The organism is Xanthomonas sp. SI (assembly GCF_014236855.1).
Classification (GTDB): Bacteria; Pseudomonadota; Gammaproteobacteria; order Xanthomonadales; family Xanthomonadaceae; genus Xanthomonas_A.
Genome location: NZ_CP051261.1, coordinates 1,817,203 through 1,841,353, shown reverse-complemented (window position 1 = coordinate 1,841,353; position 24,151 = coordinate 1,817,203). Strand labels below are relative to the sequence as shown.

The window sequence follows — 24,151 nt, the reverse complement described above, 5'->3', positions numbered from 1 at the left end:
GTCGCGTGCCGGTTCAGCGCAGTGCCGCGCCGAGTTCGTACCAGTCGATCTTGCGGGTGATCCACATGATCGCGGCGAGGATGCCGAACAGCAGCAGCGAGCCCATCAGCAAGGCGTTGTCTTCCGAGGCCAGCAATCCGTACAGCGCGCCGTACAGCACGGTGAGCATGCTGGCGAAGCCGGCGGCGCGGCCGCGGCTGCGCAACACCCCGGACAGGTAGAAGAACTGCAGGCCGATGCAGGCCACTGCCGAGACCAGGTACGCCTGCCAGAACGGGATGTGCTCGGACAGGCTGAGCAGCAGCAGGAAGAAGATCGCCAGCGCCAGGCCGACCAGCAGGTATTGCAGCGGATGGATCGGCAGGCGCTTGATCAGTTCGAACAGGGCGAAGGCGACGAAGGTCAGCACCACGAACAGGATGCCGTACTTGCTGGCGCGATCGGCCTGGGTATAGACGTCGACCGGGTCGACCAGGTCCACGCGCAGCGCATCGATCTCGCCGCCCGAGAACAGTTGCGCCTGCGCGCCGGTGGCCAGCGACGACAGCGCCCAGCTGGCCTGGAAGCCCTGCTCGGTGATGCGGCGCTCGTTGGGCAGGAAGCGGCCGCCGAACAGCGGATGCGGCCATGGCGAGGTCAGCGCGATCTGGTTGTCGTCGCCGACCGGCACGATCGACAGGCCCTGGGTGCCGTCGAGCACGAATTCCATTTCCACGCTGTGCAGGTCGGTGAGCTTGCCCTGGCGCGCATCGGCCAGCGCCGGCAGCAGCGCATGCACGCCCTTGGATTGGCCGGCCAGCGCCAGCGAACCCGGCTGCAGCGCCAGCGCCTTGCCGTCGGTGCGCAGATTGGGCGTACCGACCAGACCGCGCACGTCTTGGATGCCGACCACCAGATACGGCTGGCCATAGCTGCGGCCTTCGACCGCTTCGTAGTCGAGATCGTCGAACTGCGCCTTGAGCCGCGCGTGCCAGCTGTACACCTGCACCTTGAACAGGCCGATGCTGCGCTGCGACGGCTTCAGCTCGCCGCTGATCGCCAGATGCCTAGGCGTCTGCACGTCGTAGCCGTTTTCGGTTTCGCGCTTGACGCTGCGCTTGCCGTCGGCATCGACCACCGCGACATCGCGCACCTGCGTCCACGGCACCACCCGCAACGGGCCGAGCAGGCGCTGTTCGCCGGCCTTGCTTTGCGACACGCGTTCCACCGCCTCGTCGCGGTAGCGCTGGCGGTCTTGCACGGTGCCGCGGATCATCAGCAGCGGGATCAGCAACAACAGGATCAACCCGCCGATGGTGGCGAATCGCAGAACGAGCTTGAGGGATTTCATCGACGGTCCTCGGTGATGGAGGACGCCAGGGTGCCGCGCCTGCGTGTGCGGGGTTTGAGGCGAATTTGAAGCGAGTGTGAAGTGCGTGGGCGTGCGTGAGGCGGGACCGCAAAAGCCTTCGCGTAAGGCGCTCGCTTTGCGAGCGATGTCGGGACCAGCATTGGCGGCGCACAGCGTCGGGGCTGAAGCCCCTTCCACAGTGCGCCCAGCAAGTTGGCCGCAAGCCCCCCCCCTGTAGGAGCGGCTTCAGCCGCGACGAGCGAAGTCAGGCATCCCAATGCTGCCGGCTGTCTGTCGGGGCTGAAGCCCCTCCCACAGTGCACCCAGCAAGTTAGCCGCAAGTCCCCCTGTAGGAGCGGCTTCAGCCGCGACGAACGAAGCCAGGCATCCCAATGCTGCCAGCTGTCTGTCGGGGCTGAAGCCCCTCCTACAGTGCACTCAGCAAGCTAGCCGCAAGCCCCCTGTAGGAGCGGCTTCAGCCGCGACAAGCGAAGCCAGGCATCCCAATGTTGCCGGCTGTCTGTCGGGGCTGAAGCCCCTCTGCACCCAGCGAGTTGGGCGCGAGTCCCTTGTGGGAGCGACTTCAGTCGCGACGAGCGAAGCCTCCAGCCTTCGCGGTCAGGGACGCCGCAGGAACCGATGGCCTGCGGTCACCCCGGAACCGATCCCGCAGTGAATGCAGGCGCCGCTCAGGCCGCCGGCAGCGACAGCCGCGCCACGGCGCCGCCGCCCTCGCGGTTGCGCAGGCTCGCCTCGCCACCGTGCAGCCGCGCCACTTCGCGCACGAACGGCAGGCCAAGGCCGGAACTGCGCTGTCCGGTGGCCGGCCGCGCCAGCGAATAGAAGCGCTCGAACACCCGCTCCAGCGCGTAATCGGGAACCCCGGGGCCCGCATCCTCCACCAGCAGCGCGATGCGCGCGTCCGCGGCGCGCTCGGCGCGCAGCACCACGACCCCGCCGTCCGGCGAGAACGCGATCGCGTTGTCGAGCAGATTGTGCAGGGCTTGGCGCAGCAGATACGGATCCCCGGCCAGCGCCAGTTCCGCCTCCGGTGCCTGCACCTGCAACTGCACGCCGCTGGCGCGCAGCTGCGGCGCCAGCGCCTCGGCCAGTTGCGCGAACAGCGGCGCCAGCGCGATGCGCTCGCGCCGCTGCAACCAACCGTGCTGTTCCACCTCGGCCAGCGCCAGCAGCTTGTCGATGGTTTCGGTGAGGCGCTGCTGCTGCTCGGCGATGTTGCGCACGAAACGTTGCCGCTCCGCGTCCGGCAGCGGTTCCTGCAGCAGTTCGGCGGCGCCGCGGATCGCCGCCAGCGGACTCTTCATCTCGTGGGTCAGCGACTGCACGTACTGCTCGACATAGGCCTTGCCCTCGAGCTTGCGCCGCATCGTCTCCAGCGCACGGCCCAGATCGCCGATCTCGTCGCGGCGCGGCGGCGGCGGCGGCACCGGCTCGCCGGCGCTGACCGCCTGCGCGTAGCGGTTGAGACGGCCGATGCCGCGCAGCAGGCCCCAGGTCATCAGCAGCCCGATCAGCGCGGAGATGCCGATCAGCCAGGCGCCGCGCAACAAAATATTGCGCTGGCTGGCGACGATGAACGGCTCGATGCTGCGGTTGGGCTGCGACAGGGTCAGCACGCCGATCAGGCGCCGGGCGTCGTCCGGGTCGTAGATCGGCGCGGCCACGTGCATCACCGTGTGGTTGGGGTCGCCGTCGCCCTCGGCGCTGGAGCGTGCGCCGTATTCGCCGCGCAAGGTGCGGTAGACGTCGTTCCAGCGCGAGTTGTCGCGGCCCAGGTCCTGGCCGCGCGAATCGAACACCACCACGCCGGCCGCGTCGGTGATGGTGACCCGGTAATCGACGCTGCGCTTGGGAAAGCGCCACACCATCGCGCGCGGATTGCGCCGCTGCGCCGCGCCGAGGTCGCGGGCGAAGGCGCCGCTGTCGATGCGCCCGGCCTTGAGGTCGGTGGAGGCCATCTGCGCCAGCACGTTGGCCGCGTCCACCAGGGTCGATTCCATCGCCTGGCGCACGCCCGGCTTGACCTCGTTGACGAACACCCGCATCACGAAGAACGCGGCCACGCCGACGATCAGGAAGAAGCCCAGGAACAGCCTCAGCCCCAGCCGCATCTCACGACTCCAGCGCGTAACCGATGCCGCGATGGGTGCGGATCGGGTCGTGCGCGGCGCCGGCCGCGCGCAGCTTGGCGCGCAGCGTCTTGATGTGGGTATCCACGGTGCGGTCGGCGCTGTCTGCGCTGCTGTCCCAGCCGCGGTCCATCAGTTGCGCGCGGCTGAGGATGGCCCCGGGGCGCTGCAGCAGCGCGGCCAGCAGCGCGTATTCGTAGCGGGTCAGGTCCAGGGCGGCGTCGCCGTAGTGGATGCGGCGGCCGTCGCGGTCGATCGCGAACGCGCCGTGCCGCTGCCAGCCCTGCTCCGCTTCCGCGCTCGCCGCAGGCGCCGGCCGCCGCAGCCGCGCGCGGACCCGCGCCACCAGTTCGCGTGGCGAGAATGGTTTTGCCATGTAGTCGTCGGCGCCCAGCTCCAGGCCGAGCACGCGGTCGATCTCGTCGTTGCGCGCGGTCAGGAAGATCACCGGCACCTGGCTGAAGCTGCGCAGTTCGCGGCACACCTCGAAGCCGCCCAGGTCGGGCAGGCCGACATCCAGCACCACCACGTCGATGCCGCCGGCGCGCGCCTGCGCCAGCGCCTCGCGCCCGAGCAGGCAGTGCCGCACCTGGTAGCCCTCGCTGCGCAAGGCGTACAGCACGGTATCGGCGATGGCGGATTCGTCCTCGACGACGAGGACACACGGGGCGGCGGACGCGGACATGGCGCGCAGCATAGCCGCAGCGGGGCGCGGCGTGCAGCGGCCGCCGCGCCGCAACGCGGCGCCGCAGGCGATCCGGGTCAGGCATCGGCCGCCGACACGCGCGCAGCCATGGCCGGCCGCAGCGCGGCGCAGCGGCCGACACTGCGCCGCGACGCTGCGCCGGCTCAGCGCAGGAAGCGCACCTCGTCCACTTCGACTTCGGCTGAACGGAAGTCCTTGTCGAATTCGCCCAGCAGCTCGACCTGCGCCTTGTCGTCGAACGCCCGCCCGGCCGGCAGCCGGTGCGCATCGATCTCGACCTTCACGCTGCCGGTCGCGTCGCGGAAGGTATAGCGGTCGCCGCCATCGTGGGACACGATGTTCCCGCGCAACACCACCTGCTGCTCGTCCTTGCCCTGCTCCAGCAACTGCTTGACCGTGGTCACCGGCACGCTGCTGGGGCCGGTGTATTGCGCGGCGGCCTGGCCACTGGCGAGGACGGCTATGGCGGCGGCAAACGTGGAAAGAAGGATCTTGCGCATGGAGTGCTCCTTGGGGTCGATGTCATGGCCGATCGCCATGGACGCCATTGGAACGCGCGAACCTGAAGTGGATCTGATGTCCCGTGCTGCGATTTAGGTGCACCGCCTGATTGAAGCGGCGTCGATCGGCATGCTGGTGGTGCAGCGTCGACAGCACGCATGGCATGTGGCGGTTCTCGGGAGCCGCACGTACGCAGCGCATGTCGCGCTCCAGGGCTTTGCATGTCGCACAAATCGACGCGCCGCCTGGGTTGGCGGGTTCGCGTTGCGCATCGCACATGCCGCCGCTGTCCATCGCCCAGCGCGAGCACGCACGCGACGCGTGCCGCAATCGGTGCTGCTTATGGCGACAAGCCGCGTTCTAGCCGGCCGCCACCGACTCGCGCTGCGGCAATTCGATGCGCACCGCCAGGCCCATGCCCTCGCCACCGGAGTCCAGGCGCAGCTGCCCGCCGTGCAGGGCGACGATGCGCTCCACCAGCGACAGGCCCAGCCCGCTGCCCTGCCCGGCATTGCCGAGCACGCGGAAGAAGCGCTGGGTAAGCCGGGCCAGATCGCCCGAGGCCACGCCGGGGCCGTCGTCGCACACGACGATGCGCACCACCGATGGCGCGCCCGTGGCGCCGCGCACCACGGTGGCGTCGATGCGCACCTCGCCTTCATCCCTGCCGTAGCGCACCGCGTTGTCGAGCAGGTTGCGCAGCGCGCTGCGCAGCAAGTCGCCATGCGCCCAGACCGTGTCCACGCCGATGTCCACGTGCACGCCGATGCGCTTGGCCGCCGCCGCGGGCGCGATGTCGGCCAGCACCGCATCGACCAGCGCCGGCAACGCCACGGCCGTGCAGGCCAGGCTGCCGGGTTGCTGCGGATCCAGCCGCGCCAGCATCAGCAGGTTGTCCACCAACGCCGTGGCGCGGTCCACATCGGCGCGCAGCGTCGCCAGGTCCTGGCGCTGCGCCGGGTCCAGGGTCGCGGCGTGACTGCGCTGCATCAGCTGGATCTTCATGCGCAGCCCGGCCAGCGGCGTGCGCAGTTCGTGCGCCGCATCGGCGGTGAAGCGGCGCTCGGACTGCAGCGCCTCGCCCAGCCGCGCGAGCACGCCGTTGAGCGCCTGCACGATCGGACGCAGCTCGTCGGCCTGGCCGGCCGCGGAGACCGCGGTCAACGCCTGCGGCGATTGCCGGCCGATGTCCTCGGCCAGGCGCTCCAGCGGCCGCAGCTGGCGGCGGATCACCCACCAGTTGAGCGCGGCCAGCAATACCAGCAGCGCCAGCGCCGGCCATACCAGGTTCTCGGCCATGTCCTCGAGCAGTTCGGTGCGCTCTTGCAGCGGCTGCGCGACCTGCACGTAGAGATCCTGCGCGCGGGCGTGCAGCACGTGCACGCGCCACAGCCGTTGCGCGTGCAGCACGGTGGTCGTGGCATCGTCGCCATGCACCTGCCGCGGCGGCACGAACGGCTGCCGCGGCACGTCCGCCGAGCGGCGCAGCACCGTGCCGTGGCGATCGACGATCTGGTAGTACAGGCGCACGCCGCCGTCGGCGTCCGCCGCCGCGTCGCCGTCCTCCGATGGCGCGGCGCCGTGCAACAGGCCGGGACCGAAGGTCGCGACCAGGCGCGCGCTTTCTTCCAGCGCATCGTCGAACACGTCGCTGGTTTCGGTCCAGGCCACGCCGACGATGACCGCCAGGCTGACCAGCCAGCAGGCGATGCTCGATCCCAGCGTGGTGGCGATCAGCCGCCGGCGCAGCGAATAGCGCGCATCCGCCGGCGGCGGCACGGCCGCCGCGGCGCGCCGCCAGCGCGGCCACCTCATCGCGGCGCTCCCAGGCAGTAGCCCTGGCGCCGGATCGTGACGATCAGTGCGCTGCCCAGCTTCTTGCGCAGGTGCGAGATGTGCACTTCGATCGCGTTGCTCTCCACTTCCTCGCCCCAGCCGTACAGCGCGTCCTCGAGCTGGTCGCGGCCGACGATATGGCCCTTGCGCGCCAGCAGCGCATGCAGCACCGCGTACTCGCGCGCGGTCAACGCCACCGGCTCGCCGTTGCGGGTGACGCGCTTGGCCACCGGGTCCAGGGTCACCTCGCCGTGCGACAGCAGCACCGCGGGATCGCCGCCGCCACGGCGCAACGCGGCGCGGATGCGCGCCGACAGCTCTTCCAGGTCGAACGGCTTGACCAGATAGTCGTCGGCGCCCAGGTCCAGGCCCTGTACCCGGTCTTCCAGCGCATCGCGCGCGGTGATCATCAGCACCGGCGTGGTCACCCGCGCCGCGCGCAGCGTGCGCAGCAAGGCGTCGCCGTCGAGTCCGGGCAGGCCGCGGTCGAGCAGCACGCACTGGTAGGGCTGCGCCTGCAGCGCGGTGCGCGCCTCGTCGCCACGGGTCAGCCAGTCCACGGTGTAGCCGTCCAGCTTCAGCCACCCGCGCAGGGTGTCGCCGAGCGAAAGATCGTCTTCTACCAGGAGGATGCGCATCGGGGAAAAATAGCGGGCCGGGCTTAAGGGAATCTGATGGTCGCGACCATACGCGATGCGCGGTGGCGCCGCCGCGAGGCCCCGCGCAGGCGGACCGACACCCGCCCTGCCCGCTCGACCGCCGCAGCGCTCGTCGCGTGCCGGCATGGCTCCGCGCCGGTGCGACCCGTACACTGCGCCGATGAACTATCGCCACGCCTACCACGCCGGCAACCATGCCGACGCGCTCAAGCACACCGTGCTGCTCGCGCTGATCGACGCGCTCAAGCGCAAGGACAGCCCGTTCTTCGTGCTCGACACCCATGCCGGGCGCGGCCGCTACCTGTTCGCCGGCAGCGAGAGCCGCAAGACCGGCGAGGCCGCGGCCGGGGTGCTGAAGCTGATGGGCCAGCCCACCTTGCCCGAGGTGCTGGAGCGCTACCTGCGCGCAGTGCAGGCCGACAACCCGGTGGGCGCCCTGCTCGCCTATCCCGGCTCGCCGCTGCTGGTCGCCCAGGCCATGCGCGAACAGGACCGGCTCGCCGCCTGCGAACTGCAGCCCGAGGAAGCGGCCGAACTGAAGGCGCTGTTCGGCAACGACCGCCGCGTGCAGGTGCATGCCGGCGACGGCTATGCGGCGATCAAGGCGTTCGTGCCGCCGAAGGCCGGCGCGGCCAAGATCGGCCGCGGCCTGGTGCTGATCGATCCGCCCTACGAATCGCAGGACGCCGAATACCCGCTGATCGCCGCGGCGCTGCGCGAGACCCTGACCCGCTGGCCGCAGGCGATGTGCGCGGTGTGGTATCCGATCAAGCAGCGCCGCAGCCTGCAGCCGTTCTTCCGCAAGGCCGCGGCGATGCCGGCCAAGTCGGTGCTGCTGGCCGAACTGCAGGTGCGCCCCGACGATTCGCCGCTGCGGCTCAACGGCAGCGGCATGCTGCTGCTCAATCCGCCGTGGCAGTTCGAGCAGGCGCTGGCCAGCGCGCTGCCGGCGCTGAAGCAGCATCTGGGCGAGGCCGGCGCCTCCAGCCGCCTGGAGTGGCTCAAGCGCGAGGAGTGAGCCGGCGCGCGGGACGTCCCGCCACGCCGCAGCCGCGCGCGTGTCACGCACGGCACTGGGTCAATAGCAATCCCAGTTGTAGGCGACCCGGCTGAAATCGCCGCGCTGCAGGTCGGCCGGATCGATGAAGAAGTTGGCGATGCCGCTGTCGCCCCACATCATGGCGTCGTCGCTGTCCAGCTGCAGCAGCAGGACCTGCGCGTCCTGCGGCGTGCGCGGATCCTCCTGGGTGAACTCCGGATAGCCGCCGAGCTTGTGCCCGCTGCGATTCAATGCGTCGTACAGCGCCTCGTCCACGTCGTCCTGCGGCAGCGCATGGCGGCCGGCGTAGGCGGCGGCGACTTCGTCCAGCGGCCGGCCCAGCGCCTGCTCGAAGTGCACGTCGCTGCTGCCGATGCTTTCCTCGCCGACAGCGAAATGCATCGCCCGCGGATGCGCCGGATCGAACGGCAGCGCGTCGGCGGCCGGCAACGGCACCTCGGCCTGCCGCGCCGACGCATCGGGCCGCGGCCAATACACCACGCGGAAATTGCGTTGCGCGCTCAATGCGGCCAGGTCGGTGGCGCCGTCGAGATTGGCGCCATAGAAATCGTCGCTGCCGATGAAGAACTGCAGCATGCCGTGGGTGGGATAGCCGCGCAGCGGCGGCATCTTCGCCAGGTCCACCTGCGCCAGCAGCGCCAGCGGCTGGCCATGGGCGTCGTGAGGGTAGGCCTTTTCCGCGGTCCAGTACGGGCGGCCGCCGACCTTGCTGGCCAGGCGATCGTCCTGCGCCATCGGCTGCAGGCGCAGCTGCGCCACCGGCTTGCGCGTGGCATCCAGACGTTGCCGGTACGGTGCCAGCACCGCATCGGCCGGCACCTTCGCCGCGGGCGCGGCGCTGGACGATGGCGCCACCGTCGGCGGCGCCTGCATCGTGCGCTTGAGCCACCAGAAGCCGCCCAGCATCAGCCCACCCAGCACCGCGACCAGCGCCAGGGTGATCACGGTGGACAGCAGCACAGCGTTCGAGGTCTTCATTCCGTTGTCGCCCGCGATGGACCGGGCGCCACTGTAGCAATGCCGCTCAGCTGCCGGAAGCGACTTCGGCGGCGCCCGGCTCCGGCTCGAAGAAGCTCCAGCGCACCGCCGGGAACTGCTGCTTCAGGCCGCGCTCGATGCGGGTGATGTCGGCCAGCAGCGCCGCCGCATCGTGCTTCTGCCGCAGCGTGGCCTGCACCGACACCATCACGTCCTCGCCCAGTTGCATCGCGATCAGGTGGATCACCCGCTCGATCTCCGGTTGCGCCTGGAAGAACGCATGCAATTGCCGCTGCATTGCCGGGTCCACGCTCTGCCCGATCAGCATCGCCTTGATCTCGATCGCCACCAGCACCGCGACCACGATCAGCAGCGCACCGATGGCGATGGTGCCCAGCGCGTCCCACAGCGGATTGCCGGTCAGCACCGTCAGCAGCACCGCGGCCAGGGCCAGCGCCAGGCCGAGCAGCGCCGCCAGGTCCTCGCCGAAGATCACGATCAGCTCGGCCTGGCGGCTTTCGCGGAACCAGGTCCACAGCGAACGCTCGCCACGCACCTTGGCGATCTCCTGCAGGCAGGTGCGCAGCGACACGCCCTCGGCGACGAGCGCAAAGCCCAGCACGCCCACCGCCCAGCCCCAACTGCTCAACGGCTCGGGCTGCAGCAGCTTGTGCACGCCCTCGTACACCGAAAACATGCCGCCGATGCAGAACAGCATCACCGCCACCAGGAACGACCAGAAGTAGATCGCGCGGCCGTAGCCCAGTGGATACTCGGCGCTGGCCGGGCGTTTGGCCTGGCGCATGCCCAGCAGCAACAGCAGTTGGTTGCCGCAGTCGGCCAGCGAATGCACGGTCTCGGCCAGCATCGCGCCCGAGCCGGTGGCCAGCGCCGCCGCGCCCTTGGCCAGGGCGATGGCCAGGTTGGCGCCGAGCGCGAAGAAGATGGCGCGCCGCGAATCGCCGCTGCCGGACATGGCCTATCCTTCTAGAAAATCCCCGCACAGGGTAGGCAAACGCGGTGAGCGCTGCGTTCACGGCATCCGCCCCGGGTAATGCGAGAATCCAGGCTTCGTCGAGGATCATCCGGCAATGGCTACCCGCAACCGCATGCCTCCGTGGCATGAAAACTTCACCTTGCCCAGCGGCCGCGAGCTGCTGATCCGGCCGATCCGGCCGGAAGACAGCGCGCCGCTGCAAGGCGCCTTCAGCCTGCTCGGGCCGACCGAGATCCGCGAGCGGTTCCTGCATTCGGTGCAGGAACTGACCGAGGACATGGCGCAGCGCCTGACCCATCCCAATCCGAAGACCGAACTGACCCTGGTCGCGGCCGAACCGCTGCCGCCGGGCGAAGCGGTGGTCGGCGCGGTGGCGCGCGCGGCGATCACGCCCGGCACCCGCGAGGCCGAATACGCGATCCTGGTCAGCAGCTTCGTCGCCGGCCAGGGCCTGGGCCGGCAGCTGATGCGCAAGCTGGTCAAGTGGGCGCGGCGCAAGTACCTGGACCGGCTCTACGGCGATGTGCTGGAAAGCAATCTGCCGATGCTGCAACTGGCCGAATCGCTGGGCTTCCAGCCGATGCCGCATCCGGACACCCCGGGGCTGGTGCGCGTGGTGCTGGAACTGGGCAACTGAGCGAGGGCGGCCCTGCTCGGGCTGCCGCCAGGTGCGTAACCCACCTGCAGACCGCGAACCACGCATGGGTTCGCGAGCCCCAGCGGCTCACCCGCAGTGCTGCGGACGCGGCCACCGCCTGCGCCGCCCGCCTCCGCTGTGCCCGACCAGGCGACCGCGCCGCACCCCGCGCACGCTTGCGGCCAATCCCCAATCCCGACTCCCCAATCCCAGCTTGCTAAACTAAGCGGTCAATGGCGCCTCTTTCCTTCCCCGTTCCGCCGCTGCCCAAATCCGGCCAGCTCCGCGCCTTCTGGCGCGCCCCTGCGTCCTCGACCGCGCTGGCCTGGCACATCGCCTGCGCCGCCGCGGCGCATCGCGGGCCGCTGCTGGTGGTCGCGCGCGACAACCAGAGCGCGCACCAGATCGAGGCCGACCTGCACACGCTGCTGGCCGGCGACGGCAGCCTGCCGGTGGTGCCGTTCCCGGACTGGGAGACCCTGCCCTACGACCAGTTCAGCCCGCACCCGGACATCGTCAGCCAGCGCCTGTCGGCGCTGCACCGGCTGCCGACGCTGAAACAGGGCATCGTGGTGGTGCCGGTGCAGACGCTGATGCAGCGCGTGGCGCCGTTGCGCTACATCGTCGGCGGCAGTTTCGACCTGCACGTGGGCCAGCGCCTGGACCTGGAGGCGGAAAAACGCCGCCTGGAGAGCGCCGGCTACCGCAACGTGCCGCAGGTGATGGACCCGGGCGATTTCGCGGTGCGCGGCGGCCTGCTCGACGTGTATCCGATGGGTTCGGACACGCCGTTGCGGATCGAGCTGCTGGACGATGACATCGACTCGATCCGCGCCTTCGACCCGGAATCGCAGCGCTCGCTGGACCACGTGCAGGCGGTGAAGATGCTGCCCGGCCGCGAAGTGCCGATGGACGATGCCAGCGTGGAGCGGGTGCTGGCCACGCTGCGCGAACGCTTCGACGTGGACACCCGGCGCAGCGCGCTGTACCAGGACCTGAAGGCGCGGCTGGCGCCGTCGGGCATCGAATACTACCTGCCGCTGTTCTTCCAGGAGACGCGCGGCGCCGGCGCCGCGGCGCGCGATGCCACCGCCACCTTGTTCGACTATCTGGGCGAGTCGGTGCTGCCGCTGCTCGCGCCGGGCGTGGGCGCCGCCGCCGATGCGTTCTGGGCGCAGACCCAGAACCGCTACGAGCAGCGCCGCCACGACGTGGAGCGCCCGCTGCTGGCGCCCGAAGAGCTGTACCAGGCGCCGGACACGCTGCGCGAAAAGCTCAACGGCCTGCCGCGCATCGAGGTGTGGGCCGCCGACCACGCGCGCATCGACGAGGCGCAGGCGCTGGGCGACCAGCCGCTGCCGCCGCTGCCGGTGGCGGCCAAGGACGCCGCTCCGGCCGAAGCGCTGAAGAGCTTCCTCGGCAGCTACCCGGGCCGCGTGCTGATCGCCGCCGACTCGCCGGGCCGCCGCGAAGCGCTGCTGGAAGTGCTGGCCGCGGCGGGGCTGAAGCCCGAGGTGATCCCAAACTTCGCAGCATTCCTCCCTTCTCCCCCCGGGAGAAGGTGGCGCGAAGCGCCGGATGAGGGTGCGGCGCTCGCGCCATCCTTGTCGAAGAAGGCTGCTGCTGCTTCTGCTTCTGCTTCGTCTGCATCCTCCACAGCTGCGCAGAAGCAGGTCACTAGCGGCCGTACCCTCACCCCAACCCCTCTCCCGGCGGGAGAGGGGCTCGACTCCGATGTAGCGCCTGCACGCTTCGCCATCGCGGTCGCACCGCTGGACGACGGCTTCGCCCTCGACGATCCGCACATCGCGGTGCTCACCGAGCGCCAGCTGTTCCCCGAGCGCGCCGGCCAGCCGCGGCGCACGCGCCGCGCCGGGCGCGAGCCGGAAGCGATCATCCGCGACCTCGGCGAGCTGACCGAAGGCGCGCCGATCGTGCACGAGGACCACGGCGTCGGCCGCTACCGCGGGCTGATCGTGCTCGATGCCGGCGGCATGCCCGGCGAATTCCTGGAGATCGAATACGCCAAGGGCGACCGCCTGTACGTGCCGGTCGCGCAGCTGCACCTGATCAGCCGCTACTCCGGCGCCTCGGCCGAGACCGCGCCGCTGCATTCGCTGGGCGGCGAGCAGTGGACCAAGGCCAAGCGCCGCGCCGCCGAGAAGGTGCGCGACGTGGCCGCCGAACTGCTGGAGATCCAGGCGCGGCGCCGCGCCCGCGCCGGTCTGGCCTTGCAGGTGGACCGGGCCATGTACGAACCGTTCGCGGCCGGCTTCCCGTTCGAGGAGACCACCGACCAGCTGGCCGCGATCGAGGCCACCCTGCGCGACCTGGGCAGCAGCCAGCCGATGGACCGCGTGGTCTGCGGCGACGTCGGCTTCGGCAAGACCGAGGTCGCGGTGCGCGCCGCGTTCGCCGCGGCCAGCGCCGGCAAGCAGGTGGCGGTGCTGGTGCCGACCACGCTGCTGGCCGAACAGCACTACCGCAACTTCCGCGACCGCTTCGCCGACTGGCCGCTGCGGGTGGAAGTGCTGTCGCGCTTCAAGAGCGCCAAGGAGATCAAGGCCGAGCTGGAGAAGGTCGCCGACGGCGGCATCGACGTGATCATCGGCACCCACCGCCTGCTGCAGCCGGACGTGAAGTTCAAGGACCTGGGCCTGGTCGTGGTCGACGAGGAACAGCGTTTCGGCGTGCGCCAGAAGGAAGCGCTGAAGGCGCTGCGCGCCAACGTGCACCTGCTCACCCTCACCGCCACGCCGATCCCGCGCACGCTGAACATGGCCATGGCCGGGTTGCGCGACCTGTCGATCATCGCCACCCCGCCGCCGAACCGGCTGGCGGTGCAGACCTTCGTCACCGCCTGGGACAACGCGCTGCTGCGCGAGGCGTTCCAGCGCGAGCTGGCGCGCGGCGGCCAGCTGTACTTCCTGCACAACGACGTGGAAAGCATCGGCCGCATGCAGCGCGAGCTCAGCGAGCTGGTGCCCGAGGCGCGCATCGGCATCGCCCACGGGCAGATGCCCGAGCGCGAGCTGGAACGGGTGATGCTGGATTTCCAGAAGCAGCGCTTCAACGTGCTGCTGTCGACCACGATCATCGAATCGGGCATCGACATTCCCAACGCCAACACCATCGTCATCAACCGCGCCGACCGCTTCGGCCTGGCCCAGCTGCACCAGCTGCGCGGCCGCGTCGGCCGTTCGCACCATCGCGCCTACGCCTACCTGCTGGTCCCGGACCGGCGCAGCATCACCGGCGATGCGCAGAAGCGGCTGGACGCGATCGCCTCGATGGACGAACTCGGCGCTGGCTTCACCCTGGCCACCCACGACCTGGAAATCCGCGGCGCCGGCGAACTGCTCGGCGAGGACCAGAGCGGGCAGATGGCCGAGGTTGGCTTCAGCCTGTACACCGAGCTGCTGGAACGCGCGGTGCGCAGCATCCGCCAGGGCAAGCTGCCGGACCTGGACGCCGGCGAGGAAGCGCGCGGCGCCGAAGTGGAACTGCATGTGCCGGCGCTGATCCCGGACGACTACCTGCCCGACGTGCACACCCGCCTGACCCTGTACAAGCGCATCTCCAGCGCGCGCGACAGCGAGCAGCTGCGCGAACTGCAGGTGGAGATGATCGACCGCTTCGGCCTGCTGCCGGATGCGGTGAAGCACCTGTTCGCGGTCGCCGAGCTGAAGCTGCAGGCCAACACGCTGGGCATCCGCAAACTGGAACTTGGCGAGAACGGCGGCCGCATCGTGTTCGAGTCCAAGCCCAATATCGATCCGATGACCATCATCCAGATGATCCAGAAGCAGCCCAAGCTGTACGCGATGGACGGCCCGGACAAGCTGAAGGTGAAGCTGCCGCTGCCGGAAGCGGCGGACCGCTTCAACGCCGCGCGCGGCCTGCTGGCGGCACTGTCGCCGCGGTGACCGCCAGGCCCTGAGCTGCGCGCAGAAGACCCCTGCGCACAGCGGCACGCCATCCAGACGGTCGCGCACCGCGGGTGCGCACAACGCGAACGTTCCGAAAAACGGCCGGCCTCCCCGGCCGTTTTCTGTTGTGGTAGCGCTACCCCAGTACTGGCACGGCGCATGCATCCATTTCGTGGTGGCGGACGGCACTTGCCCATAACTGGAATGGGGTGCCGCTCACTAGACTGAACCGCTCATCCTTGTCAAGGATTTGCGAGACAAATGCGTCTTTCGGCCTAAATATTCCGAAAAGGCGCCGATATCTGCTTACAGCAAGCCCGACCGGCTTGTTTCGCACCCGCGCCGCGGCCGGGATTTCGACGTTCCCCCTGCTCGAATCGGAGACATCCCATGCGCTCGAAACTCCCGGACTCCCTGCCCCCGCCGCTGCAACTGAGCCTGGATGGCGACATGACCATCCGCCGCGCCGGCGAACTCAAGCCGCTGCTGTTGCCGGCGCTGGAACACCCCGGCGGCCTGCAGCTGCAGTTGCAGGCGGTCACCGAAATCGATGCCACCGGCATCCAGCTGCTGCTCGCCACCCAGGCCGCGCTGCGCGCGCTGGGCCGGCCGTTCCAGCTCGACGGCTGCAGCGCGCCGGTCACCGACGCGCTTGACCTGCTCGGCCTGCGCGACACGCTCGCGCCCGGCGCCAGCGACACCTTCCACTGATCGGCGCCAGCTCATGAATTTCGCTCAACTGCTGCAGACCTTCATCGCCGAGAGCCGCGACCTGCTCGAGGACATGGAACGCAACCTGCTGGAAGCCGAACGCGGCGAAGCCGGCCCGGACGCGGTCAATGCCATCTTCCGCGCCGCGCACACCATCAAGGGCTCCGGCGGGCTGTTCGACCTGGCGCAACTGGTGGGCTTCACCCACGTGGTGGAGAGCGTGCTGGACCTGGTGCGCGAGCACGCGGTGGCGCTGGATTCGGAGCTGATCCAGCTGATGCTGGCCTGCTGCGACCACATCCGCGCGCTGGTGGAAGCGGCGGCCGGCGCCGAGGCCGACGAAGCGGTGCTTGCCGCCGAGGGCGAGCCGCTGCTGGTGCGCCTGCAAACCTATCTGCAACCGGCCGCCGCGCCGGCGGCTGCCGCCACCACGGTCGCGGCCACCGCCGCGGCGCAGACAGGCTACTGGCGGATCTCGCTGCAGCTGTTCAGCGACGCGCTGCGCTTCGGCAACTCGCCGCTGCACCTGATCCGCTGCCTGCGCAGCCTGGGCACGCTGGAAGCGGTGCGCACCCGCCACGAGCGCGTGCCGGCGCTGCCGGAACTGGACCCGGAAGCCTGCTACCTGGGCTTCGACATCCTGCTGCGCTCCGACGCGCAGCAGGCCGCGATCGAGGACATTTTCGAATTCGTCCGCGACGACTGCGAGTTGCAAGTCGTGGCGGTGGATCCGCACGGCGATGCCGCCAATCTGGAGTTGCCGCTGCTGGTGGCCGAAGCCGGCGGCCACGGCCACGCCGACGACTTCGCCAACTTCGGCAGTCCAGAGCCGGCGGCGGTGCTGGCCGCGCCCGCGCCAGCGGCACCCTCTGCACCCGCCTCCGCCCTGCCGGCGGCGCCGGCCAAGGCCGCAGCGGCACCCGCCGCCGCGCGCAGCGAGGGCGGCTCGATCCGCGTCGATGCCGACAAGCTCGACCGCATGATCGACCTGGTCGGCGAACTGATCATCGCCGTCGCCAGCACCGGCGCCAACGCGCAGCGCACCGGCGACGCGCAATTGCTCGAATCCACCTCGATCCTGGCCGGGCTGGTCGAGGACGTGCGCGAGAGCGCGCTGCAGCTGCGCATGGTCAAGATCGGCGGCACCTTCAGCCGCTTCCACCGCGTGGTCCACGACGTGGCGCGCGAACTGGGCAAGGACATCGTCCTGGTGGTCAACGGCGAGGACACCGAGCTGGACAAGTCGGTGGTGGAGAAGATCGCCGATCCGCTGACCCACCTGGTGCGCAACGCGATGGACCACGGCATCGAGCCGGCCGAGCTGCGCCAGGCGCGCGGCAAGCCGGTGCGCGGCACGGTGCGGCTCAACGCGTTCCACGATTCGGGCAGCGTGGTCATCCAGATCAGCGACGACGGCGGCGGCTTGAATCGCGAGCGGATCCTGGCCAAGGCGCTGGAGCGCGGCTTGATCGAGCCCGGCCGCAGCCTGTCCGATCGCGAGGTGTTCGCGCTGATCTTCGAGCCGGGCTTCTCCACCGCCGAGAAGGTCACCAACCTGTCCGGCCGCGGCGTCGGCATGGACGTGGTCAAGCGCAACATCACCGCGCTGCGCGGCAGCGTGGACATCAGCAGCCAGCAGGACGTGGGCACCACCATCTCGGTGCGGCTGCCGCTGACCCTGGCGATCATCAACGGTTTCCAGGTCGGCGTCGGCAAGTCGGTGTTCGTGGTGCCGCTGGACGTGGTCGAGGAATGCGTGGAGTTCGCGCCGAACTACCAGAGCGACTACATCGACCTGCGCGGCGGGGTGCTGCCGTACGTGCGCCTGCGCTCGCTGTTCGGCATCGCCGGCGCGCCGCCGGCGCGCGAGAGCATCGTGGTGATCCGCCAGGGCGCGCAGCGCTTCGGCCTGGTCGTGGACACGCTGCTGGGCGAATGGCAGACCGTGATCAAGCCGCTGGCCAAGGTGTTCGCCGGGGTCAAGGGCATCAGCGGGTCGAGCATCCTCGGCAGCGGCGGCGTCGCCCTGATCCTGGACGTGCCCTCGCTGCTGTCGCAAGTCGAACCTTCCACCGCTTCGCTGGCGGCCTGACGCCGCCCCGCGGGTGCCGCCGCGCACCCACACCATTCATAGACGCTAGCCAGGAACCGCTGCCATGTCTTATCGCTCACGGATCGCGACCACGTTATTGATCACGACGGCCATCGCCGTCGCCCTGCCCGCCGCTGCCGCCGCCACGGCGCTGCTGCTGCCGCTCGCGCAGGGCGCCGCGCTGGCCCTGGTCGCGGCCGCGACGCTGGCCTGCGCCGGCGTGCTGGGCTGGGCCGCGCTCGCCGCGGCGCGCACGTTGAACCTGGCCACCGCCGGGCTGGACGCGCTGGTGCGCGGCGACCTGGAACGGATCGTGCCGGCAGCCGGCGCCGCCGACAACGAAGTGACGCAGCTGCTGCGCACCGCGCAGGCCGACCTGCGCCAGTTCCACGCCGACGTCGGCCACATGGCCAGCGCGCATGCCGCCGGCGAGTGCGAGGTGGCGATGGATCCGGCGCGCTGGCCCGGCACCCACCGTGATCTGGCCCAGAGCATCAACGCGATGGTCGCCGGGCACATCGGCGTGAACAAGCAGGCGATCGATTGCGTGGCCGAATTCGGCCGCGGCAACTTCGCCGCGCCGCTGGCCGCGTTCCCGGGCAAGAAAGCCTTCATCAACGACACCATCGAGCAGGTGCGCCGCAACCTGACCGGGCTGATCGCGGAAATGCGGCGCATGTCCGACCAGCACGAGGCCGGCGAGATCGACGCGGTCATCGACAGCGCGCAGTTCCAGGGCGATTTCCGCGGCATGGCCGACGGCATCAACCGCATGGTCGGCGGGCACATCGCGGTCAAGAAGCTGGCGCTGGGCGTGGTCGCCGAATTCGGCCGCGGCAACTTCGACGCGCCGCTGGCGCAGCTGCCCGGCAAGAAGGCCTTCATCAACGACACCATCGAGCACGTGCGCGGCAACTTCAAGCAGCTGATCGCCGAGATCAACCGCATGTCCGCCGAGCACGACAAGGGCGAGATCGACGTGGTCATCGACACCGCCAGGTGCGAGGGCGACTTCGCCACGATGGGCGACGGTATCAACCAGATGGTGGCCGCGCACATCGCGGTCAAGAAGCTGGCGCTGGGCGTCGTCGCCGAATTCGGCCGCGGCAACTTCGACGCGCCGCTGGCGCAGCTGCCCGGCAAGAAGGCCTTCATCAACGATACCATCGAACACGTGCGCGGCAACTTCAAGCACCTGATCGCCGAGATCAACCGCATGTCCGCCGAGCACGACAAGGGCGAGATCGACGCGGCCATCGACACCGCCAAGTTCGAGGGCGACTTCGGCGCGATGGGCAACGGCATCAACCAGATGGTCGCCGCGCATATCGCGGTCAAGAAACTGGCGATGGGCGTGGTCGCCGAGTTCGGCCGCGGCAATTTCGACGCGCCGCTGGCGCAACTGCCCGGCAAGAAGGCCTTCATCAACGACACCATCGAGCAGGCGCGCGGCAATCTGCGCAGCGTCGGCGACGTGATCAAGGTGATGGGTGCGGTCGCCGACGGCGACCTCAGCTGCAAGGTGCAGGGCCGCTACGAGGGCGCGTTCGCCGACATGCAACGCTACGTCAACGCCACCATCGACAAGCTCACCGGCATCGTCAACGAAGTCAACAGCAATGCGGTCACGCTCGCCAGCGCCTCGGAGGAACTCTCGGCCACGGCGCAATCGCTGAGCCAGGCGGCCAGCGAACAGGCGGCCGGCGTGGAGGAGACCAGCGCGTCGCTGGAGCAGATGACCGCCTCGATCTCGCAGAACGCCGAAAACGCCAAGGTCACCGACGGCATGGCCGCCAAGGCCGCACGCGAAGCCGCCGAGAGCGGCGAAGCCGTGCGCGCCACGGTCAACGCGATGAAGGAGATCGCCAGGAAGATCAGCATCATCGACGACATCGCCTACCAGACCAATCTGCTGGCGCTGAACGCGGCGATCGAGGCCGCGCGCGCCGGCGAGCACGGCAAGGGCTTCGCCGTGGTCGCCGCGGAAGTACGCAAGCTGGCCGAGCGCAGCCAGGTCGCCGCGCACGAGATCGGCGACGTGGCCGGTTCCAGCGTGGAGCTGGCGGAAAGCGCCGGGCGCCTGCTCGACGGGATGGTGCCGTCGATCCGCCGCACCTCCGACCTGGTGCAGGAGATCAGCGCTGCCTCCGAGGAACAGACCTCCGGGGTCGGGCAGATCAATACGGCCGTGGTCCAGCTCAACCAGACCACCCAGCAATCGGCAGCCAACGCTGAAGAACTGGCGGCCACGGCCGAAGAAGTAAGCAGCCAGGCCGAACAACTGCAGGTGCTCATGAACTTCTTCAGGACCGGCCCCGCCAACGCGGCGTCCGCCCCTACCCCGCTGCCGCGGCGCGTCCCGGTACCGCCGGTGCGGGCGCCGCGCCTGCGCGCCTTCGCCGGCGCCGCACCTGCGGCGGCACGGCTCGACGAAACCGCGTTCGAAACCTTCTGATCCCCGCACCAGCCCACCCGGAACCGGCCGCGACACGGCCGGGACCCGCCACCCCATCACCGATAGGTACACAGCGATGTCCAACGCCATCTCACTCTCTTCCAAGCTATGGACTGGCTGCTGCATCGCCGTGCTGCTGCCGTTGGCAGCCAGCGCGGCCGGCTTCGCGCTGGCGCTGCCGCCAGGCCAGGTGCTGGCGCTGGCCATCGCCGCAGCGGTGCTGGGCGGCGCGGTGCTTGCCTACGTGGCGCACGCGATCTCGCGCTCGCTGGGCATCGCCACCGCCGCCCTGACCCGCTTCGCCCGCGGCAATTTCGAGGTGGTGATGCCGACGGTGCGCAACGACCAGGCCTGCGAGATCCTGTTGGCGCTGCGCGAGGTGCAGTTCGGCGTGCGCCAGATCGGCGACGAGATCGGGCGCATGTCGCGCGAGCACGATGCCGGCGACATCGACGTGATCATCGACAGCCAGCGCTTCGAAGGCGATTTCCGCAGCATCGCCGAGGGCATCAACCGCATGGTCGCCAGCCATATCGCGGGCAAGAGGAAGGCCATGGCCTGCGTCGCCGAGTTCGGCCGCGGCAACTTCCAGGCGCCGCTGGAGACCTTCCCGGGCAAGAAGGCGTTCATCAACGACACCATCGAACAGGTGCGCCGCAACCTGCTGGGGCTGATCGCGCAGATGAACCACATGTCGGCCGAACACGACGCCGGCGACATCGACGTGACCATCGACAGCCAGCGCTTCGAAGGCGATTTCCGCAGCATGGCCGACGGCATCAACCGCATGGTCGTGGGCCACATCGCGGTCAAGAAGCTGGCGATGGGCGTGGTCGCCGAATTCGGCCGCGGCAACTTCGACGCGCCGCTGGCGCAGCTGCCCGGCAAGAAGGCGTTCATCAACGACATCATCGAGCAGGTGCGCAGCAACCTGCGCGCGCTGATCCGCGATACCAACCTGCTGGTCGAAGCCGCCGGTGCCGGACGCCTGGACGTGCGCGCCGACGCCGGCCTGCACCAGGGCGATTTCCGCCGCATCGTCGACGGCGTCAACCAGACCCTGGACACGGTGATCGGGCCGCTGACCGAAGCGCGCCAGGTGCTCAAGGCGATCGAGGACGGCGACCTGACCCGCACCGCCAACGTCGCCTGCCACGGCCAGCTTAAGGAACTGTGCGACAGCATCAACGGCACCGTGGCGCGCCTGGCGCAGGTGGTCGGCGAGGTCAACATCAACGCCGAGGCGCTGGCCAGCGCCTCGGAAGAAGTCAGCGCCACCGCGCAGTCGCTGAGCCAGGCGGCCAGCGAGCAGGCCGCGGGCGTGGAGGAAACCAGCGCCTCGCTGGAGCAGATGACCGCCTCGATCGCGCAGAACACCGAGAACGCCAAGGTCACCGACGGCATGGCCGCCAAGGCCGCGCGCGAAGCCATCGAAGGCGGCGAAGCGGTGCGCTCCACGGTGGCGGCGATGAAGCAGATCGCGCACAAGATCGGCATCATCGACGACATCGCCTACCAGACCAATCTGCTGGCGCTGAACGCGGCGATCGAAGCGGCGCGCGCCGGCGAGCACGGCAAGGGCTTCGCCGTGGTCGCCGCGGAAGTGCGCAAGCTGGCCGAGCGCAGCCAGATCGCCGCGCAGGAGATCGGCGACGTCGCCACCTCCAGCGTCGAGCTGGCCGAGAACGCCGGCAAGCTGCTCGAGCAGATGGTGCCGTCGATCAAGCGCACTTCCGACCTGGTGCAGGAGATCACCGCCGCCTCCGAGGAACAGACCTCCGGCGTCGGCCAGATCAATGCCGCGGTCGGCCAGCTCAACCAGACCACGCAGCAGGCCGCGTCCAATTCCGAGGAACTGGCCGCCACCGCCGAGGAGATGAGCGGCCAGGCCGAGCAACTGCAGCAGCTGATGAGCTTCTTCCGCACCAACCAGGCGGCGGCGACGCCGCGGCGCCCGGTCGCGGTGCCGCGCGCCGGCAGGAAGCCGGCGGCACCTGCGCGGGCACGCAGCTACGGCGAGGCCGGGCTGGCGCTGGTGACGGCACCGGACGAACTGCATTTCGACAGCTTCTGAACCAACCCGGCGTCCGGCCTTGCGTCCGCACAGCTGGCGCGCGGCGCGGACCCGGACCGCTCGCACATTCCATCTTCAAGAGATCACGCGCGTGTTTGCCAACATGAAAATCGGTACAAGAATCGGCCTGGGTTTCGCCTCGGTGCTGCTGTTGATGCTCGGCATGGGCCTGTTCGCCACCGACAAGCTGGCCCAGGTCAACCAGTCCTCGACCGACATGGCCGAGAACTGGATGCCCAGCATCCGCTACATCCAGCAGATGAACACCAACACCTCCGACCTGCGCGTGGCCGAGCTGCAGCACGTGGTCAGCGAGCGCCCGGAGGAAATGGCCAAGTTGGATCAGGTCATGGACAAGATCCTGGCCGACTACGCGAGCAACCGCGACCATTACGTCAAGCTGATCTCCTCGCCCGAGGAAAAGGCCGACTACGACGATTTCGCGCACAAGTTCGACGAATACCTGGCGCTGCACAAGCAGGTGCTGCAGCTGTCGCGCGAGCTCAAGACCAGCGAGGCGATGGCCCTGCTCAACGGCCGCCAGCAGACCCTGTTCGACGATTCCTCGGCGACCCTGGACAAGCTGGTCGAGATCAACGTCAAGGGCGGCGAAGCCGCCAGTGCGCAGGGCGATGCGCTGTACGCCAGCGCGCGTAGCTGGATCGTCGCGGTGATCGCGGTATGCGTGCTGCTCGGCGCCGGCATCTCGGTGTTCATCGTGCGCGGACTGATGCGTCTGCTTGGCGGCGAGCCGGCCTACGTGGCCGAGATCGCCAACAAGGTGGCGCAGGGCGATCTGGCCCTGGACGTCAGGACACGCGCCAACGACAACGGCAGCGCGCTGTATGCGATGCGCAGCATGGTCGAGCGGCTGAAGCTGGTCATCGACGGCCAGCGCCGCGTGATCCAGGCCGCCAACCGCGGCGACTTCTCCGAGCAGGTCGCGCTGGACGGCCTGGCCGGTTTCCAGCGCGAGATGGGCCAGGGCCTGAACGATCTGGTCGGCACCACCGGCAACAGCATCCAGGACGTGGTGCGGGTGATGAGCGCGCTGTCCGATGGCGACCTGACCCAGAGCATCGACAAGAGCTACGACGGCGCCTACGCGGAGATGAAGAACTACGTCAACGACACCATCGCGCGCCTGTCGCAGGTGGTCAGCGAGGTCAACGGCAGCGCCGAGGCGCTGGCCAGCGCCTCGGAGGAAGTCAGCGCCACCGCGCAGTCGCTGAGCCAGGCGGCCAGCGAGCAGGCGGCCGGAGTCGAGGAGACCAGCGCCGCGATCGAGCAGATGACCGCCTCGATCGCGCAGAACACCGAGAACGCCAAGGTCACCGACGGCATGGCCAGCAAGGCCTCCAGCCAGGCGCTGGACGGCGGCGAATCGGTCCGCGCCACGGTGCAGGCGATGAAGCAGATCGCGCAGAAGATCGGCATCATCGACGACATCGCCTACCAGACCAACCTGCTCGCGCTGAACGCGGCGATCGAAGCGGCGCGCGCCGGCGAGCACGGCAAGGGCTTCGCCGTGGTCGCCGCGGAAGTGCGCAAGCTGGCCGAGCGCAGCCAGGTCGCCGCGCAGGAGATCGGCGACGTCGCCGGCTCCAGCGTCGAACTGGCCGAGAACGCCGGCAAGCTGCTCGAGCAGATGGTGCCGTCGATCAAGCGCACCTCCGACCTGGTGCAGGAAATCACCGCCGCGTCCGAGGAACAGGCCTCGGGCGTGAGCCAGATCAATACCGCGGTCGGCCAGCTCAACCAGACCACCCAGCAGGCCGCGTCCAACTCCGAGGAGCTGGCCGCCACCGCCGAGGAAATGAGCGGCCAGGCCGAGCAACTGCAGCAGTTGATGAGCTTCTTCAAGCTCGCCGGCGTGGCGCCGCCGCGCCGCGCGGCGACCGCGACCGCAGCCGCGCGCAAGCCGGCGCAGCCCGCCCGCGCCGCAGCGCGCAAGCCGTTCGTGCGTTTCGCCGACAGCCAGCTCGCGCTGGCCGGCGCTGCGCCGGACGAAGCCAATTTCGACAGTTTCTGAGGAC

15 protein-coding genes and 1 pseudogene are annotated in these 24,151 nt (G+C 69.6%); 8 read left to right on the top strand and 8 right to left on the bottom strand.

What is annotated here, in order from left to right; genetic code table 11:
• Positions 1–13 precede the first annotated feature (13 nt).
• From creD to HEP75_RS07445, 6 genes are all read right to left on the bottom strand, one after another.
• Complete coding sequence (creD, locus tag HEP75_RS07470) at positions 14–1,330, bottom strand: cell envelope integrity protein CreD (RefSeq protein WP_185825992.1); 1,317 nt, start codon at positions 1,328–1,330, stop codon at positions 14–16.
• Between the two features lie 689 nt (positions 1,331–2,019).
• Complete coding sequence (gene creC, locus HEP75_RS07465) at positions 2,020–3,462, bottom strand: two-component system sensor histidine kinase CreC (RefSeq protein WP_185825991.1); 1,443 nt, start codon at positions 3,460–3,462, stop codon at positions 2,020–2,022.
• 1 nt (position 3,463) lies between these two features.
• Positions 3,464–4,177 carry a two-component system response regulator CreB gene (gene creB, locus HEP75_RS07460; protein ID WP_185825990.1) on the bottom strand — a complete coding sequence of 238 codons (714 nt, stop codon included), beginning with the start codon at positions 4,175–4,177 and terminating at the stop codon, positions 3,464–3,466.
• Positions 4,178–4,329: 152 nt separating this feature from the next.
• Positions 4,330–4,686: a NirD/YgiW/YdeI family stress tolerance protein gene (locus HEP75_RS07455; protein ID WP_185825989.1), complete on the bottom strand. Its 357-nt coding sequence runs from the start codon at positions 4,684–4,686 to the stop codon at positions 4,330–4,332.
• Between the two features lie 361 nt (positions 4,687–5,047).
• Positions 5,048–6,502 carry an ATP-binding protein gene (locus HEP75_RS07450; protein WP_185825988.1) on the bottom strand — a complete coding sequence of 485 codons (1,455 nt, stop codon included), beginning with the start codon at positions 6,500–6,502 and terminating at the stop codon, positions 5,048–5,050.
• A complete protein-coding gene (locus HEP75_RS07445; protein WP_185825987.1) occupies positions 6,499–7,161 on the bottom strand; it encodes a response regulator transcription factor in 663 nt (220 codons plus the stop codon). The genes HEP75_RS07450 and HEP75_RS07445 overlap by 4 nt, the downstream gene beginning before the upstream one ends.
• Before the next feature lie 181 nt (positions 7,162–7,342).
• On the opposite strand from HEP75_RS07445, the gene rlmJ reads away from it, so the two are divergent.
• A complete protein-coding gene (gene rlmJ, locus HEP75_RS07440; RefSeq protein WP_185825986.1) occupies positions 7,343–8,200 on the top strand; it encodes a 23S rRNA (adenine(2030)-N(6))-methyltransferase RlmJ in 858 nt (285 codons plus the stop codon).
• Between the two features lie 60 nt (positions 8,201–8,260).
• Here the strand turns inward: rlmJ and HEP75_RS07435 are convergent, their stop codons facing one another.
• Both HEP75_RS07435 and HEP75_RS07430 read right to left on the bottom strand, forming a co-directional pair.
• On the bottom strand, positions 8,261–9,220 hold the full coding sequence (locus HEP75_RS07435) for a YwqG family protein (RefSeq protein WP_185825985.1): 960 nt from the start codon (positions 9,218–9,220) through the stop codon (positions 8,261–8,263).
• Positions 9,221–9,266: 46 nt separating this feature from the next.
• Positions 9,267–10,196, bottom strand: a complete 930-nt coding sequence (locus HEP75_RS07430; RefSeq protein ID WP_185825984.1) for a cation diffusion facilitator family transporter — start codon at positions 10,194–10,196, stop codon at positions 9,267–9,269.
• A 115-nt stretch (positions 10,197–10,311) separates the two neighbouring features.
• On the opposite strand from HEP75_RS07430, the gene HEP75_RS07425 reads away from it, so the two are divergent.
• The 7 genes and pseudogenes from HEP75_RS07425 to HEP75_RS07395 all read left to right on the top strand — a co-directional run bounded on the left by HEP75_RS07425 (position 10,312) and on the right by HEP75_RS07395 (position 24,147).
• A complete protein-coding gene (locus tag HEP75_RS07425) occupies positions 10,312–10,854 on the top strand; it encodes a GNAT family N-acetyltransferase (protein WP_145707860.1) in 543 nt (180 codons plus the stop codon).
• 233 nt (positions 10,855–11,087) lie between these two features.
• Complete coding sequence (mfd, locus tag HEP75_RS07420) at positions 11,088–14,780, top strand: transcription-repair coupling factor (protein WP_185825983.1); 3,693 nt, start codon at positions 11,088–11,090, stop codon at positions 14,778–14,780.
• A gap of 393 nt (positions 14,781–15,173) precedes the next feature.
• Complete coding sequence (locus HEP75_RS07415) at positions 15,174–15,494, top strand: STAS domain-containing protein (RefSeq protein WP_185815832.1); 321 nt, start codon at positions 15,174–15,176, stop codon at positions 15,492–15,494.
• A 13-nt stretch (positions 15,495–15,507) separates the two neighbouring features.
• Positions 15,508–17,586: a chemotaxis protein CheA gene (locus HEP75_RS07410; RefSeq protein ID WP_185825982.1), complete on the top strand. Its 2,079-nt coding sequence runs from the start codon at positions 15,508–15,510 to the stop codon at positions 17,584–17,586.
• Positions 17,587–17,806: 220 nt separating this feature from the next.
• Positions 17,807–20,041 (top strand): annotated as a pseudogene (locus HEP75_RS07405) (methyl-accepting chemotaxis protein); the annotation flags it as partial.
• 76 nt (positions 20,042–20,117) lie between these two features.
• The gene (locus HEP75_RS07400) at positions 20,118–22,115 is read left to right on the top strand and encodes a methyl-accepting chemotaxis protein (RefSeq protein ID WP_185825980.1); all 1,998 of its coding nucleotides are present in this window, start codon (positions 20,118–20,120) and stop codon (positions 22,113–22,115) included.
• 103 nt (positions 22,116–22,218) lie between these two features.
• Positions 22,219–24,147 (top strand): methyl-accepting chemotaxis protein, encoded by a 1,929-nt coding sequence (locus HEP75_RS07395; RefSeq protein ID WP_221899313.1) that lies wholly within the window; start codon positions 22,219–22,221, stop codon positions 24,145–24,147.
• The last annotated feature ends 4 nt before the right edge of the window (positions 24,148–24,151 follow it).